Genomic DNA, 14,542 nt, shown 5'->3' with positions numbered 1-14,542 from the left:
ATTATGAGTATTTTAAAAAAGTTATTTACAGCAGTACGTGGCGGCGCGCGTGAAGCGGGCGAAGCAATTGTTGACGCGAATGGTATTCGTATCTTTGAACAAGAAATTGCTGATGCGCAAAACGCGCTGCAACGTGCTAAAAAAAGCCTAACTGAAGTGATGGCTAAAGAAATGCAAACGAAGCGTAAGATTAGCGCATTAGATGCCTCAATTGCTGAGCACGAAGCGTATGCAGGTCAAGCACTTGAAAAAGGTAATGAACCGTTAGCGCTAGAAATTGCTGAGAAAATTGGCGACTTTGAAGCTGAAAAAGCAGAGCATGATCAAGTGTTAGCTGGTTTTAGCAATCACATTGTAACGTTGAAGCAGCAAGTAAAAGATGCTGAAAAATCGATCAAAGAAAACCAACGTCAGCTTACTATGGTTAAAACCACTGAAAGCGTGCAACAAGCAACAATGGCAGTAAATAGCACACTTAATACTAATAGCTCGTCGATGACGAATGCACGCCAATCACTTGAGCGTATTAAGCAACGTCAACAAGATCGTAGTGACCAGCTTGGTGCTGCTAAAGTACTTGAAGCTGACACTAATGGCGATGATCTTAAAGCTAAAATGGCTGAAGCTGGAATTGGTGATAGCAATCCAAAAAGTGCAGATATCTTAGCGCGTATTAAAGCGAAGCAAAACGGCTAACGCGCAATTACGATTATTAAAAGGTAACTTATTATAAGTTACCTTTTTTGCTTATGAGGCAGTCTATGTTTAACTTCTTTAAGTCTAAAAAAGCCCCTGAACGCCAATTAAATCACCCTAGTGAACTTAAAAAAGGTGATATGTTCACAGTGATTGATTCGTTTGCTTACCCAAGTTGGCTAAAAGGGCAAACATTGCGCGTTACCGATGTGCAAACTTATCAATATCAGCACAGTGCAGATTATGAGCTAGTACTTGAAAGTGATGCTGGCAAGGTGGTTTTTGCAAATAGAGCGCAGCGATGGTGAAGAGTGGGCGAATTTTTCAATCAAAATCCAACGTGATGAAGTGGATGAAATCTTCACTCTGGATGAGTTTGCGCGCATCTTTGACGAAGACGATTTAACCTACTTAGAAGTGAAAAATACACCAGAGCGTTACATGCAGTTTTTAGCTAAAAGCTATCAACAAAGTGAATCACCATTTGTGTGTTATTTTCATAATAAAGATTATCGTAGCCAGCCATTACCACGCTATGAGCAAGAAGGTGGCGAACCATGCGAAATGATTTGCCTTGAGTCGAGCGATGGGAGCCATGGTTTAAACATTGAGATTTGGGATGGTGGAGAAACTGAAGTATCACTCACTTTAACCCGACCAATCACAGACATTGTTGATCTGTTCCCTGGAGATGCGCAGTGAGTAATGCAAAAGATAAATGGTTACGTCAGGAGCAGGCTGTAAGAGCCACGCAAATGGCGTTTGATCTTAGCAGTGAAGTGCAAAAATCGATAAAAAAGCAAGCCATTGATCAAGAGCTAACGCCATCCGATATGATCCGCAAAATTTTATCACTTGAGGTTAAATCAAAAAAACGCGTCAACGTTTATCATTTAACCTTAATGATGAAGAAATAGCATTACTTGCTGAACGCTTTGGCGTTGCCCCAGATGATAAGCGGGCAGTAAAACAGCAAGTTGCTGAGTTACTGATTGCTCGAACTAGTAAACGCTAGGTTTTGCCTTCTGATTATTAAGCCCTTACACTTAGGGCTTAAATTATCAAATAATGAGTTGTTGTGAATATTATTTTAATCGCCTATCTACTAATTTTTGCTTTGTTTGGCACGGCAGCGAGTTATTTCTTACGGTTTATTTATGCCTATTGGGTTAAAAAGCAGATGCCGATGCATTTTATTTTTAAAGCAGGGATTTGTATTGTGGCGGTCGTGGTAATTTCCGCGCTGATCCCATTATTGGTATAGCGCGGTTGCAGCAGAGCGACTATTTTAGCTCAAACGACTGGCATTGCTGATCAATACATAATGCTTGCACAGGTAAAACCGGTAAACAATCATTTAAACCATTGGTTTTATTATCGGCAGTTTCTTGCTGAGTAATTTGATCCGCTAACTGTTCTGCATTTTCTTGTTGTGTGTGCAAGGTTGAGTACACTACATAGCGGCTTGGACCACCACAGGCGCGTTGGCCTACTTCAAGCACCTTACATTGAAAACTCGCGGTACAGCTATTATCTTGCACCAACTCAGCCAATGCGCTATTTAATTTAGATACATTTGCATTGCCGTTTGCTGGTGTTGAGTCAGAAGTGCTGACACAACCACTGAGGATCAGCAAACTGGCTGTTGTTACTAAAAATTTAGAATATGATGAACGACTCATATTGGTTTCCTTAATAAACACTTGTCGCAGAGCTTTCTAGTTTAACACATTTATTTTCAATACACTGAGCCGCAGGGGCAGTCAGGTGCTGACAAATACTGATCATCTTGTTCTGTGCATTAAATTGGCTTTCAAGGCTGGTGATCTGCTGAGTTAACTTTTCAACGGCTTGCTCATTTGCCGTTTTATTAGAGTAAACAATATAGCTACTAGGGCCGCCGCACGCACGGCTACCAACCGGTAATACTTTACATTGAGAGCTGTTATCGCAGTTTAGATCTGCAATTTGTGTCTGTAATTGCTGGTGGACCTTTTTAATGTTATCTCTTGTTGCCGGAACTTCTGTTTGCGGATTTAACTTAGTCGCTTGATTATTTTTAACTAGCGCTGCAAGAGCCGGGCTAAGTTGGTTGTTATTCGGGGTCGCAGCATCAGAACAAGCCGATAAACATAACGGCAGTAGAAGCGCGATAATAAATAAGCGCATGATAAACCTTCATAGTGGTGAACAAGTAACCACCATCATACACTTTGCAGATAACACAGCAATAAAAACTATGGCATTCAAAGGTTAAACCCGACGCTAAGGACGGGTTTAATATTTTTATAGCCCGCCTTGGGTTAATTTTGCGGGATTGAGTAAAGCTTCCAGCTCACTACGTGATAGGTCAGTTTCTTGCTCAGCAACATCAAGAATTGGACGGCCATCTTGATATGCTTGTTTGGCAATTTTAGCTGCTTTAGCATAACCAATGACTGGATTAAGCGCGGTCACTAATATGGGGTTTTTGGCGAGTGCTTTGTCGATATTGGTGTGTTTCACTTTAAAGGATCGAATTGCTTTATCAGCTAATGCTTGACTACTATTTGCCAGTAACTCAATACTTTGCAAAATATTGTAAGCTATTACAGGTAACATTACATTGAGTTCGAAGTTACCTGATTGACCTGCAACAGTAATAGTTGCGTCATTACCAATCACTTGTGCACTAACCATGGCTGCCGCTTCAGGGATCACAGGATTTACTTTACCGGGCATAATTGATGAACCGGGTTGTAAAGCTTCTAGTTCGATTTCACCAAGGCCAGCTAGTGGACCTGAATTCATCCAACGTAGGTCGTTTGCTATCTTCATTTGTGCAACAGCGAGCACTTTTAGCTGCCCTGATAAAGCGACAATGGTGTCTTGCGAACCTATGTTATAAAAAAGTTCTTGCTTGGCACAAAGCGTACACCGACGTTGGCACTGAGATTTTTACAAAATTGCTCAGCAAACAGGGGATCGGCATTTATACCAGTACCAACGGCTGTGCCTCCTTGCGCTAAAGCAGATACCCCTTCAAGGCTATAGCGGATCCCTGCCATTGCACTATCAACTTGGTGTTGCCAAGACCCTAGAGTTTGCGCAAATGTCACTGGCATAGCATCCATCAAATGAGTTCGACCCGTTTTTACGATTTCACCTATTTCTGACTTTTTGCGCTCCAACGTTTGGGATAGCTGATCCAGCGCCGGAAATAGTTCATACACCACGTTAATTACACTGCTTACAGCAATAGTGGTAGGGATCACGTCGTTAGAGCTTTGCCCCATGTTTACGTCGTCGTTGGGATGGATAACCTCATCACCATAACGACTTGCTAAAGTTGCAATCACCTCATTAGCATTCATATTAGTGCTAGTACCTGACCCTGTTTGAAATATATCAATAGGGAAGTGTTCTAAATGTTCGCCATCAATGATCTCTTGGCATGCGCGCTCGATTGACTGTGCTTTATTTTTACTGAGATGACCTAGCTCGTAGTTGCTTTGCGCTGCGGCCTGTTTGATATAAGCAAGAGCGGTAATAAACTGTTTTGGCATTACTAAATCGCTAATGCGAAAGTTATTTACAGCACGTTGAGTTTGCGCTTGATAAAGTGCATCTGTAGGGACTTGTAATTCGCCCATACTATCTGATTCGGTTCTAAATTCGCTCATAAAAACTCCTAGAAAGGGTTAAATTCGTGACTGAGAATACGGGCTTCACGCTCTAGTATCAGGTATTTCTTGATACTATTATGACTTCTATAAAAGCGCTTTAATGCCAGTAACGGTTTATAAAGTTGCTCTAAACATTGTTTGCGAATTGCACAATGGACTAAAGAGTCGCACATTTTGTTGAGGATTTCATGGAAAGTGCGTCTTAGATAGAGTTCTTGCAGCAATAGATTGTGGTTTTTTCGTAATGACGTGCAGCACTCAGGCCAGCTTCAATGTAATTTGCCACTAAAGCTGGCGCATGTAGCCCAGGTCGCGGGCAAATACATTTCATTTGCTGTTGATAATAAAGCATAGCGTGATGTTCATGCATAAGAAAAACCGATTAACTGTAATGGTAATTATTATCATTACAGTTAATCGGTTTCGGTGCAAGTCACAAATTGTAAATATTGGCGGAAGGTGAGTTTTTTAATTGTAGCCAAGAATAAATATTTGGTCTGTTTCATGTATTAACGCCTGATTTTGTTGATTTGTTTGCGATAGTAAATCAATTACAGTGGCACGTTCATCACAGCCTATTTTATCTGTTACTGGTTTTTCACTTGCCGCAATTGCAGCGTCTAGGGCGGTATAAGGTGATATATACATAATCTTCTCCGTTTGGTTGATTCAATTAGATAAATGCATAACTCATACCATGCTCAATATTTTTTTTATTACTTTGAATTATATAGTTTTTATATAAAATTAATTATTTAATAGCGACATCTGTTGCAAGATTTGCTTTACTAATGGGCATACTTTACCAATCTTGGTGCATCTGTATTGAGATGCTTGGAAATATATATGACGAAACCTTTCTCGCAAGCGTGTGAAAATAATAAAAATCCAATATTAAGCGTCATCACAGCATATTTAGCACAAGTCGAGAGTGTGTTAGAGGTGGGATCAGGTACGGGGCAACACAGCGTGCACTTCGCTGCTAATTTGCCTCACTTACAATGGCATACCAGTGATCGCTTGGTTAATCATAATGGTATTAAACAGTGGCTTGATGAAGCAAAGCTAGATAACTTGCACGCACCAGTAGAGTTAGATCTAAATCGCCCTTGGCCAATAAATACCGTTGATGCTATTTATACTGCTAATACGTTACACATCGTCAGCAAACCGTTAGTTGAGCAATTTTTTACTAGTGTTAATAAGCATTTAGCGTCAAAAGGTCTCGTGTGTATTTATGGCCCATTTAAATACAACGGCAACTTTACCAGTGAAAGTAATCAGCGTTTTGATGAATTTTTAAATCAGCAAGACTGCCAAAGTGGCATTCGTGATTTCGAATGGGTACAGCAATTAGCTGAGCAAGCAGGGTTAATGCTTGTTGATGATATTGCGATGCCTGCTAATAATCAGTTATTGATTTTTAAACGTCATTAGTTATCAATCTTAAAAGGTAATAATTCAGTGCATTGCTGATGATAGATGCGCATATGCTGACGCTCACGTTGTAAGTAATCTGCTATCGCAGGACTAAAAGTAGCATCCATTACGGCATGTACGGAGTGAGTAAATACCGGTGCAAAACCTCGTGCTATTTTATGCTCGCCCTGCGCACCTGAGTGAAAACACTGAAGCTGATGTTTAATACAATATTCAATACCTTGGTAATAGCAAAGCTCAAAGTGCAGGCAATCAATTTCTGCTATAGCTCCCCAATAGCGCCCGTATAGTGTGTCATTATTTTTAAAGCTCAGTGTTGCAGCGACCACTTCGTGAGCATGGATGGCATGCATGATCACCAGTTTATCGGCCATTAAGGCATGTAACAAAATAAAAAAGTCATGATTTAAATAACCCATGTGGCCAGAGCGTTTTAAATAAGTGCGTTGATAAAACTCGCAAAACTGGCTCATCACAGCTTTAGTTATCTGTTCACCTTGCAGCCATTTAATACTAATATTTTGCTGGGTTATTTTATTACGTTCTTTTTTCAATACTTTACGTTTTCGTGCAGTTAACTGCGCTAAAAAATCGTCAAAAGTAGCGTAGTTTTGATTTTGCCATTGAAACTGCACGCCAATACGATGCATACCTTGATGTGGTGTGAGTTGAGAGGCTTGCTGTTGCGAGCAAAAGTTAATGTGCCAGCCAGACCAACCTTGTTGCTCACATTGAGCTGTTAAAGTCTGTGTAATGTACTGATATACTTGTTCTGGGTGTGAGTGTGCAATCGAGAGGCGTTGACCTTCAATAGGGCTAAACGGTGAGCCAGATAACCACTTAGGGTAATATTCTAAACCATGTTGCTGGTAAGCTTCCAGCCCATGCCCAATCAAATACATATTCGCCATAAGAGTGACTTTTTAGATAGCCAGGTGCTAATGCCACCAAAGTATCATTTTGGTAAATGGCTAAATGTTGCGGTTGCCAACCAGACGCGGCTGATACGCATTGGCTTTGTTCTAATGCAAATAAAAATGCATGATCAGTAAATGGATTATCGGCAAAAAACTGCTGCCAAACAGCGGCATCTATTGCACTGATACTGGTTAACCAGCGGTGACTAAATATACTCATTATTGATTGTCCTGCGAGCCTTCAACCTGCTTTATAAACTGTTTTATATAGAGTGCTTGCTCAGTAAAGTAAGGGTTGTAAGTCAGACGTTGAAAGGTTGGAAATGCTGCAATATTTTCTGCAGTACGCTCGCCAATATTAGGTTTTTCGGTCGTTTTACATTGCTTATACAAAGTATCATCATCGAGGTAACTGCCGCAATTGCGATAAGCGCCAGCAATACCGTAGTAAGGGTTATCAGGTGAGTTAACTACGGCAATATGAGAAATACCATGAATGTTTTTACAGGTTGCATTTTTGCACTGTGGATTTAATACCCTGTAGTCTTTTGGAAAATCACTGGTAATGGTTGTTTTATCACCGTAATAAACCAAAGTATCTAAGCTATTTGCAGGGCGTATCTTTACATCATGTAAGGCGCTTAATAATAGCAGCGATGCGCGGGTATCAATGGTGGTATCTACATCACTCATTACTGAAAAAATAGCTAAGTTTGGTAATTGACGCTCGATTAGTTCTGGTAACGCAATTGAGCGCATAGCATCGTCGGCTGCGGTTGCGGCATTAAATGGAAACGACTCATATTTAGCAAAATCAATATCGGCGTCTTTATCTATCCAATTCACAAAGGGAATACGATCAATCCACTTCGCCAGCCAACCATTTTTATTATGTGGTTCAGTGGCGGGCGAAAACAGCATCAGTGCGGTTATTTTTGGGTTAGCGGGCTTGACAGTTAGATAATTGAGTAACAGGGCTGCACCTGTAGAGTAGCCACCTAAAATCACTTGATCAAAATCTTTGATAGTGCGCTTGATGGCATAGTCAACAGCTTGCTGCCATTGTTTGGCATTAATACTACTTAGTGCATCAGCTGCGGTGCCATGGCCTGGTAACAGCAAAGTACGTACGGTATAGCCCTGTTGAAAGTAAATCTGTGCCAAGTCATGATAGGTAAATGGAGAGTCGGTAAGCCCATGAATCAATAGAACCGCTTTGTGGTTGTTATTTTGGCGTAATTCAAATGGCGCTATAAGATCAACTATATTAGGGGGGCTAGTACGTTGCTGTTGTTTAACTAAAAGCTGATAGGTATCAGTTAAAACAGGGCAAGGCATTGATGCGCGAGGGTTTGCCGCTAAAATATGTTGGTATGCAAAGCTTAAATAATCACTAAATGCTTGCTCACTTTGATAGGAAAAACCCGTATTAGCATTGCTTTTTTCAAACCGTAATAAGCCCTGCTTTTTGCTGTTCATAATATAGTTTAAATCAGTCAACTGAGTAACGCAGTTGGTTTGGCCGATAGCAAGGCTAGAGGTTGTTAATAAAGTGAGAGTTAGTAATATTCCATTAAGGCTCATAAACATCTACATAATTGATTAGGCACTCGGTTAGCTTATCGAGTTCGAGGGGTTTTGCAAGATGCTGATTAAAACCAATTGCTAAGGCATTGGCTTTATCCTCAGGCATTACATCAGCGGTTAAGGCAATGACGGGTAATTGTTCAGTACTTTTAATTTGACGTATCAAGGCGGTGGCTTGGTAACCGTCCATAATGGGCATTTGGCAATCCATTAACACTAAATCGAAGTCATTTATTTTAACTTGCTCTACTGCTAATTCGCCATTTTCAACCAGTGTTGGAGTGATCCCTAAAGAGCTAAGCATTGCTTTTATTACTAATTGATTGACGCTGTTATCTTCTGCAACCAGTATTTTTAGTTTGCTTAAATCAACATGCTGTTGTGTGTGCTTTGCCGTTACTTGTTGCGCAGCACACGTATTTAACTCGACAGACAGGGTAAATGTGGAGCCTTTACCTGGCTCGCTTTGTACGCTGATATCTCCAGACATTAGCAAACTAAGTTCTTTTGCGATTGTTAAACCAAGCCCAGTGCCACCAAACTTACGTGATGTTGAGCTATCAGCTTGGGTGAATGCATCAAATAATTTACTTTGCTCTGATGGCGCAATGCCGATGCCAGAGTCTTTAATAGCCAAGGTAATTTGCCTACGTTTATCGGTGATCTCCTTACAGTATGCGCTAACACTTACTTCACCTTCGCAGGTAAACTTAATGGCGTTACTACATAAGTTTAATAAAATTTGCTCAATTCGCATAACATCACCTTCAAACCAAATATCGGCTGGTAATTGGTTATCAACCTTCCAGTGAATGCCTTTTTGTTCAGCGCTTTGTTCGAACATACTGCTAATCCGGCAAGAAGAGCATTTAAATCAAAAGGAGCGACTTCCAAGGTGAGCTTTTGAGATTCAATTTTAGAGATATCGAGTACATCATTGATTAAACTTAACAATGATTTAGAAGCTAAATTAATTTTATTTAGATAATCGGTGAGGATTTCAGCGCTATCTTCATTTTTAGCTAAGGTTGAAAAACCGATCACCGCATTGAGCGGCGTACGAATTTCATGGCTCATATTGGCTAAAAATCGGCTTTTAGCCTGATTAGCTAAATCAGATTGCTTTTTAGCTTTAACTAGTGAGCGAGTTCGCTCTGCCACTAAACGCGAAAGTGCAAGATGTTGGTTATTAAACAGCAGTAATACCAGTAAAATGAGTGAGCTTACTATGACCTGTAAAATAAGTAAAAAGAGTGTCATATGATTGGTTTGATGCGGTAGAAACTCATCTTTAACCGTTAAATCAACCAACCAATTTTGCCCTGCAAAATTAATCGTGATGGTTGTAAGCTTATTGCTTTTGGTCGGCATATTTTCGACGTTTGAATAAAACGGGTTGGTAGCATTGGCTTCATAAATAGCGATATTAAACATCTTATTTTGTGCTTGCGTAAGCGATTGAGCAAGTATGTTTTCCACTAAGAATACACCTGTTGCGTAGCCTTTAATTGAGGCAATTTCATTATTTTGTTGATACACAGGGGCGAATAATAAATAAGCGGGTTCAGGTTTTTGTGCTTGCACTAATTGAATTATTTTAGTGCCTACAGGGCGATTTTTGATGCGTGGGTCGAGTAAAGTCTCTCGGCGATCTTTACGAGAATTGAGGTTAAAACCAATAGCGGATTGATTTTCTGCAAAAGGGGCGATATAGGTAATAATCACTAATGGATCGTCGTTTGATAATGGCGCTCCTTTAATACTCGGATCAAAGTTATATGAATTATAAATTTCATTGAGCTGCTTGTTAAAATCACTGACCTGAGCTGGGGAATTTTGCGATTCCATGAAAATGCTTTAATAAATGAATGCTCAGCCAATAATTGGGCACTGTAGCTATCAAACTCTTGCTGACTTAAAGTCGGTGTTGATTGGATTTGGCTCGCAAGGCTTTGTACGGTTATTTGGCTAAGGTTTAAATTGCGCAGTAAACTGTTTTCAATGATAGATGTTTCACGCTTGGCAATTTGTATCGCATTTGAATAAGTCTCTTGGTTGTATAGCTTAGTGGTTAAGGCTACAGAGACGAATAATACCGAGCAGACTGCGATGGTTGGCAATGGGGTGACGTAGTGTCGTTTAAATTTAGGCTGTAATAACGCCAATAAAAAGGGGGTTGCGATCAGCACGCCGAGTGAGTCACCTAACCACCAAAAAGTAACATTTTTCCAATGATTATCAATGCTGTAAGCGGGATTAAATTGACTTAAAGCGTAGACTCCAATATTGGCCGATATGAGGCTGACGACAATACCGACGATAAAAATAAAATAAATAATTGATTGGCGTTGTTTTAAATACAGCGGATGGCCTAGCCAGTACTTTAAAAGAGCAGCGCCAATCATGCCTTGTAATACGGCGCCTAAGCCGATTAGCAGTACTTGTTGTAATGTATTGCCAATTAAAACCTGATCAGTGATCGCGTTATCACCGGTACTTAAATTAAAGGCGACAGAGGCAATAAATAATGCCGGAATAAAACGCCACCACCAGATAAAACAGCCAACTAAGGCAATACCAGCAGGGAGCCAAATAGGGATGACTTGTGATTGAAAGGCAAAATTAGTTAATAACTTACCAGTTGCAAAATAAGCAATAGCAAACGATATGTAAAAAACAAAAGAACTGGATGTTGAACGAAAAATCTTCACATGCATCCTTGTTAAATATTATTTTTATAGTGATATTTCAGTATAGCGAATCGGCACTAAATAGTATTATTTTTTAAAGTGGTAGCTGCTTTTTGCTAAATGTTTGCTTTAAAACCACTGTAGACTCAATGTTAGCAATACAATCAATACTCCCTAGCTTATATTTAACAAAACTTTCGTAGCTTTCTAAATCGGTAGCAATAATCTTCAATAAGTAATCATAGCTTCCTGATATGACAGAGCACTCCAGTACATGATTCAGTTTTTCCACGTGTTCTTCAAACATATTTGCCGCACTGGCGGAATTTTGGCTCAACCGCACAAACGCATAGACCAGCACGTTTAACCCGAGTGCGCGTGGGTTTAAGGCTGCGTGATAGCCAGTGATCACCTTGCTTGCTTCAAGTTTTTTTATACGTCTCAAACAAGGGGTATCCGATAGACTTACAGTTGTTGCAAGTTCTGATACAGAGGTGCGCGCATTGCTTTGTAACAACGTTAGTAATTGTTGATCTTTTTTATCTAAACTCATAACTATGACAATAAATTTTATTTAATGGTGATTATAGAGTGAATATCACTAATTGTATGGGTTTTTATTAGTGGTTTTGCTGATTTGTGCTCTATGTTATCTGTTAACCTAAATGCAATAAAATTTGGTATGGAGTAATACCTGTGAGTAATAATACCCAGGCATTTGATGAGTGGCTCAGAACCCGCTTTGTAGAAATTAATAGTCAACTAGAGGCTATCTATTGGCAACAAGAAGATAAAGCTAACGTAGAATTTGTCGGGGAGCAATTTAAGCATCAGTTAGAGGCTGAGGGTAATGCGCATATTCGTAAGTTACTGGCAGAAGGCAATACTGATGAAGGATTTGATCGTGCGTTTGATTTACTTGGCAATGTAGGATTATTTATGGCGGCTTGTCGACGCCATGAGATCACTGAACCATCGCGCGAAACAACCTCCCCTTTAGTCGAGGCCTCGGCACTAGCCATGCATATTGGTGCATCAATTGGGGTTACTCCGCGTTTTGCGACGGCTCACTTAACCACCCATAATAAGGCGATTAATGGCCTTTATAAGCGCTTTACGGATCTGCCAGATGAAAAATTATTTATTGATTACAATACCAAAGGGATTTTAGCCTATAAGCGAGCAGCTGACGCATTATTAAAAATTCAGCCATTAGGTATTTCGCATCCGCTATGCGGTGATTTACTTAAAGTTGCCAAGCAGGCGTTGGTCGATGTGATTGAATCGAATACGGCTTTATATAATCAGTTAGACACCGAGCGATTCTTTTTCTGTGTACGTCCTTACTATAAGCCGTATCGGGTTGGCAAAGAGGTTTACCGTGGAGCCAATGCGGGAGATTTTGCCGGAATTAACGTTATAGATATGCTGTTAGGTTTATGCTTTGCCAACGAACCGAGTTACTCACAAATGCTGGTGGATAAATTTTTATATATGATGCCTGAAGATCAGCAAATTCTGCGAGAGTCTATGCGTATGCCAAGCATAATGGATGACTTTTTAGCGGCAGGAGATACCCGCCACAGCTCGTGGTTTAAAACCAATGCCAAGTTGTTTATACAAGTATGTAAGCTGCATGGCGATACTGCAATAGGTCATCATAATCAACTGGTTAGTAAGTTTATAGCTCAGCCAGCTCAACACATGCAACAGCAACATATGAATAAAGTAACTGCCAGCGGTCCGCCATTGCATGTGTTATTGGATTCTCTTGAACAATTAAGAGATCGTCGAGCAGCAGCAAAGCGTGATGATATAAGAACTCGTTATGATGATTTAGCACAATTAAAGCAATGGGTGAGTAATTAATATGTACAAAGATGACTTTAATCTTGCGGCAGGCTGTTACTTGCTAAATCACTCTGTTGGCCGTGCACTGAAAAGCAGCCAAGATGATTTTAACCAGCACTTTTTTGCTCCTTGGCAAGCGAGTAATAAAGAGCCATGGCAGCAGTGGCTGCCAGCCATTGAACGCTTTACTCAGGCGCTCAGTACATTGTTTAATTCACCGAGCAGGCAATTTTGCCCACAAGTAAATTTATCGAGCGCTTTAACAAAGTTAGTTATGTCGCATCCTCGCTTACGGCAAGCTAATTGTAAGGTGTTGATGGCGCAAAGTGACTTTCCTAGCATGGGGTTTGCAATGCAAAAAGCGCTGGCTAGTAGCGCTGAAATAAAGTTTATTCCTGAACACGTAGATTTAACTGATAGCGTGCAATGGCAACAATATATTCAAACAGATATTGATTTAGTATTTATTAGTCACGCTTATTCAAATACTGGCCAGCAAGCGCCAGTAGCTGAAATTACGCAACTGTGTAAGCACGCAGGCTGTTTGAGTCTTGTTGATGTGGCGCAGTCAGCTGGTGTATTGCCTCTAGATTTAAGCCAAGTTGATGCTGATTTTATGATTGGTTCCAGCGTTAAGTGGTTATGCTCAGGTCCCGGTGCGGCATATTTATGGGTTAGCCAGGCGCAATTAAATGTGTGCGAACCACAAGATGTAGGGTGGTTTTCACATCAAAATCCATTTGAGTTTGATATTCATCACTTTGCTTATCATGATAGCGCATTGCGTTTTTGGGGCGGCACTCCATCGATTGCGCCATTTGTTCTCGCAGGGCATAGCATTGGTTACTTTGCTAAATTAGGTGTTGCAACAGTGCGAGCGCACAACTTGGCGCTACTTGAACAATTAAGTGCAGAGTTTAGGCCATATTTGGTGTCACCAACAACGCCAGAAAAACGTAGCGGTACAGCTATTTTAAATTTTGGCGAGCAACAGCCAGCGGTATTAAGCGCGCTGTCTCAGGCGAATATAAGTGTCGATGCGCGAGCATATGGGGTGAGAGTTTCACCGCATATTTATAACAACAGTAGTGATATAGCACAGCTAATAAAAGTGGTTAAACAAACCCTAAGCTAAATTTATTGGCTTAGTTGCGTTTTAAACGCTTTTAACGCATCAATTTGTTGCTGATACTGCTTTATTTTCGGCTCAATGCGTTGCTCCGCTTGTGCTGTGCGTTTTGCTATCGCATCAGCAATTGAGTTTGCACCCATTTTATTTGCAGAGTCTTGCGTCATATAGTTTATTTTGGTTTTTTGTTCTGCAAGAGTATCTTGAAGTTGCTTTATTTCTCGTTGATAAACTGCAATTTCACGATCAATTTTTTGCATCGCAACATAACTATCTACAGACGCCATGATATCTTTGCTTTGTTGCGTATTAGATACTTGGGTCACATTAGTTGGTGGAATTTTTATTTCTTTAGCATCGTCACCACAAGGTAGTTGACTAAAGGTAGCCACGCCATCAACCGTGCATTGGTAAGCAGCCGTAGCCACAGCTGCTGGTGGTATCAGCATTGCTACGGCACACACCATTGTTAACTGAAGTTGTCGCAAGTACACTTATGAATCCCTAAATTTGCATTAAAATATCCAGTGCAGCTAGTTTATCAAGTTTGTTAATTTGAATCGCCAA

11 protein-coding genes and 5 pseudogenes are annotated in these 14,542 nt (G+C 40.3%); 7 read left to right on the top strand and 9 right to left on the bottom strand.

Going from position 1 to position 14,542, the window contains the following annotated elements; translation table 11 throughout:
- The first annotated feature begins 3 nt into the window (after nucleotides 1–3).
- From P4S61_RS08050 to P4S61_RS08035, 4 genes and pseudogenes are all read left to right on the top strand, one after another.
- The gene (locus tag P4S61_RS08050; protein WP_145242702.1) at nucleotides 4–696 is read left to right on the top strand and encodes a PspA/IM30 family protein; all 693 of its coding nucleotides are present in this window, start codon (nucleotides 4–6) and stop codon (nucleotides 694–696) included.
- A 65-nt stretch (nucleotides 697–761) separates the two neighbouring features.
- Nucleotides 762–1,398: pseudogene (locus tag P4S61_RS08045) on the top strand (hypothetical protein).
- Nucleotides 1,395–1,711: pseudogene (locus tag P4S61_RS08040) on the top strand (hypothetical protein). The pseudogenes P4S61_RS08045 and P4S61_RS08040 overlap by 4 nt, the downstream one beginning before the upstream one ends.
- A gap of 63 nt (nucleotides 1,712–1,774) precedes the next feature.
- Entirely contained in the window at nucleotides 1,775–1,960 is a 186-nt protein-coding gene (locus tag P4S61_RS08035) for a hypothetical protein (protein ID WP_145242705.1), read from the top strand.
- A 19-nt stretch (nucleotides 1,961–1,979) separates the two neighbouring features.
- Here the strand turns inward: P4S61_RS08035 and P4S61_RS08030 are convergent, their stop codons facing one another.
- The 4 genes and pseudogenes from P4S61_RS08030 to P4S61_RS08015 form a co-directional block, all read right to left on the bottom strand.
- Complete coding sequence (locus P4S61_RS08030) at nucleotides 1,980–2,378, bottom strand: hypothetical protein (RefSeq protein ID WP_182719305.1); 399 nt, start codon at nucleotides 2,376–2,378, stop codon at nucleotides 1,980–1,982.
- 10 nt (nucleotides 2,379–2,388) lie between these two features.
- Entirely contained in the window at nucleotides 2,389–2,865 is a 477-nt protein-coding gene (locus P4S61_RS08025; protein WP_337118103.1) for a hypothetical protein, read from the bottom strand.
- Between the two features lie 117 nt (nucleotides 2,866–2,982).
- Nucleotides 2,983–4,358, bottom strand: a pseudogene (locus tag P4S61_RS08020) (class II fumarate hydratase).
- Nucleotides 4,359–4,829: 471 nt separating this feature from the next.
- On the bottom strand, nucleotides 4,830–5,009 hold the full coding sequence (locus P4S61_RS08015; protein ID WP_145242712.1) for a hypothetical protein: 180 nt from the start codon (nucleotides 5,007–5,009) through the stop codon (nucleotides 4,830–4,832).
- 198 nt (nucleotides 5,010–5,207) lie between these two features.
- On the opposite strand from P4S61_RS08015, the gene P4S61_RS08010 reads away from it, so the two are divergent.
- Nucleotides 5,208–5,798, top strand: coding sequence for a DUF938 domain-containing protein (locus tag P4S61_RS08010; protein ID WP_337118102.1), 591 nt, complete (start codon nucleotides 5,208–5,210; stop codon nucleotides 5,796–5,798).
- Here P4S61_RS08010 and P4S61_RS08005 read toward each other — a convergent pair.
- From P4S61_RS08005 to P4S61_RS07990, 4 genes and pseudogenes are all read right to left on the bottom strand, one after another.
- Nucleotides 5,795–6,938: pseudogene (locus P4S61_RS08005) on the bottom strand (GNAT family N-acetyltransferase). The gene P4S61_RS08010 and the pseudogene P4S61_RS08005 overlap by 4 nt on opposite strands.
- Nucleotides 6,938–8,302, bottom strand: a complete 1,365-nt coding sequence (locus P4S61_RS08000; protein ID WP_337118101.1) for an alpha/beta hydrolase — start codon at nucleotides 8,300–8,302, stop codon at nucleotides 6,938–6,940. The pseudogene P4S61_RS08005 and the gene P4S61_RS08000 overlap by 1 nt, the downstream one beginning before the upstream one ends.
- Nucleotides 8,292–11,016: pseudogene (locus P4S61_RS07995) on the bottom strand (CHASE domain-containing protein). Before P4S61_RS07995 ends, P4S61_RS08000 begins: the two are co-directional and overlap by 11 nt.
- A gap of 73 nt (nucleotides 11,017–11,089) precedes the next feature.
- On the bottom strand, nucleotides 11,090–11,548 hold the full coding sequence (locus P4S61_RS07990) for an Lrp/AsnC family transcriptional regulator (protein ID WP_182732562.1): 459 nt from the start codon (nucleotides 11,546–11,548) through the stop codon (nucleotides 11,090–11,092).
- 137 nt (nucleotides 11,549–11,685) lie between these two features.
- Here P4S61_RS07990 and P4S61_RS07985 point away from each other — a divergent pair, with 137 nt between their 5' ends.
- Nucleotides 11,686–12,864: a PrnB family protein gene (locus P4S61_RS07985; RefSeq protein ID WP_404936112.1), complete on the top strand. Its 1,179-nt coding sequence runs from the start codon at nucleotides 11,686–11,688 to the stop codon at nucleotides 12,862–12,864.
- A 1-nt stretch (nucleotide 12,865) separates the two neighbouring features.
- Nucleotides 12,866–13,981: an aminotransferase class V-fold PLP-dependent enzyme gene (locus tag P4S61_RS07980; protein WP_182735769.1), complete on the top strand. Its 1,116-nt coding sequence runs from the start codon at nucleotides 12,866–12,868 to the stop codon at nucleotides 13,979–13,981.
- A 2-nt stretch (nucleotides 13,982–13,983) separates the two neighbouring features.
- On the opposite strand, the gene P4S61_RS07975 is transcribed toward P4S61_RS07980, so the two are convergent.
- Complete coding sequence (locus P4S61_RS07975; RefSeq protein ID WP_337118100.1) at nucleotides 13,984–14,424, bottom strand: DUF4124 domain-containing protein; 441 nt, start codon at nucleotides 14,422–14,424, stop codon at nucleotides 13,984–13,986.
- Between the last annotated feature and the right edge of the window lie 118 nt (nucleotides 14,425–14,542).

Origin of the sequence: Pseudoalteromonas sp. B160 (assembly GCF_037162485.1) — a bacterium.
In the GTDB taxonomy this organism is placed as follows: domain Bacteria; phylum Pseudomonadota; class Gammaproteobacteria; order Enterobacterales; family Alteromonadaceae; genus Pseudoalteromonas; species Pseudoalteromonas rhizosphaerae.
This window is presented reverse-complemented; position numbering and strand designations above follow the sequence as displayed.

What these genes read in the sequence shown, in the direction of transcription:
- P4S61_RS08050 (WP_145242702.1), top strand. Translation starts at nt 4, where the DNA reads ATGAGTATTTTAAAAAAGTTATTTACAGCAGTACGTGGCGGCGCGCGT.
- P4S61_RS08030 (WP_182719305.1), bottom strand. Translation starts at nt 2,378, where the DNA reads ATGAGTCGTTCATCATATTCTAAATTTTTAGTAACAACAGCCAGTTTG.
- P4S61_RS08025 (WP_337118103.1), bottom strand. Translation starts at nt 2,865, where the DNA reads ATGCGCTTATTTATTATCGCGCTTCTACTGCCGTTATGTTTATCGGCT.
- P4S61_RS08015 (WP_145242712.1), bottom strand. Translation starts at nt 5,009, where the DNA reads ATGTATATATCACCTTATACCGCCCTAGACGCTGCAATTGCGGCAAGT.
- P4S61_RS08010 (WP_337118102.1), top strand. Translation starts at nt 5,208, where the DNA reads ATGACGAAACCTTTCTCGCAAGCGTGTGAAAATAATAAAAATCCAATA.
- P4S61_RS08000 (WP_337118101.1), bottom strand. Translation starts at nt 8,302, where the DNA reads ATGAGCCTTAATGGAATATTACTAACTCTCACTTTATTAACAACCTCT.
- P4S61_RS07990 (WP_182732562.1), bottom strand. Translation starts at nt 11,548, where the DNA reads ATGAGTTTAGATAAAAAAGATCAACAATTACTAACGTTGTTACAAAGC.
- P4S61_RS07980 (WP_182735769.1), top strand. Translation starts at nt 12,866, where the DNA reads ATGTACAAAGATGACTTTAATCTTGCGGCAGGCTGTTACTTGCTAAAT.
- P4S61_RS07975 (WP_337118100.1), bottom strand. Translation starts at nt 14,424, where the DNA reads ATGCTGATACCACCAGCAGCTGTGGCTACGGCTGCTTACCAATGCACG.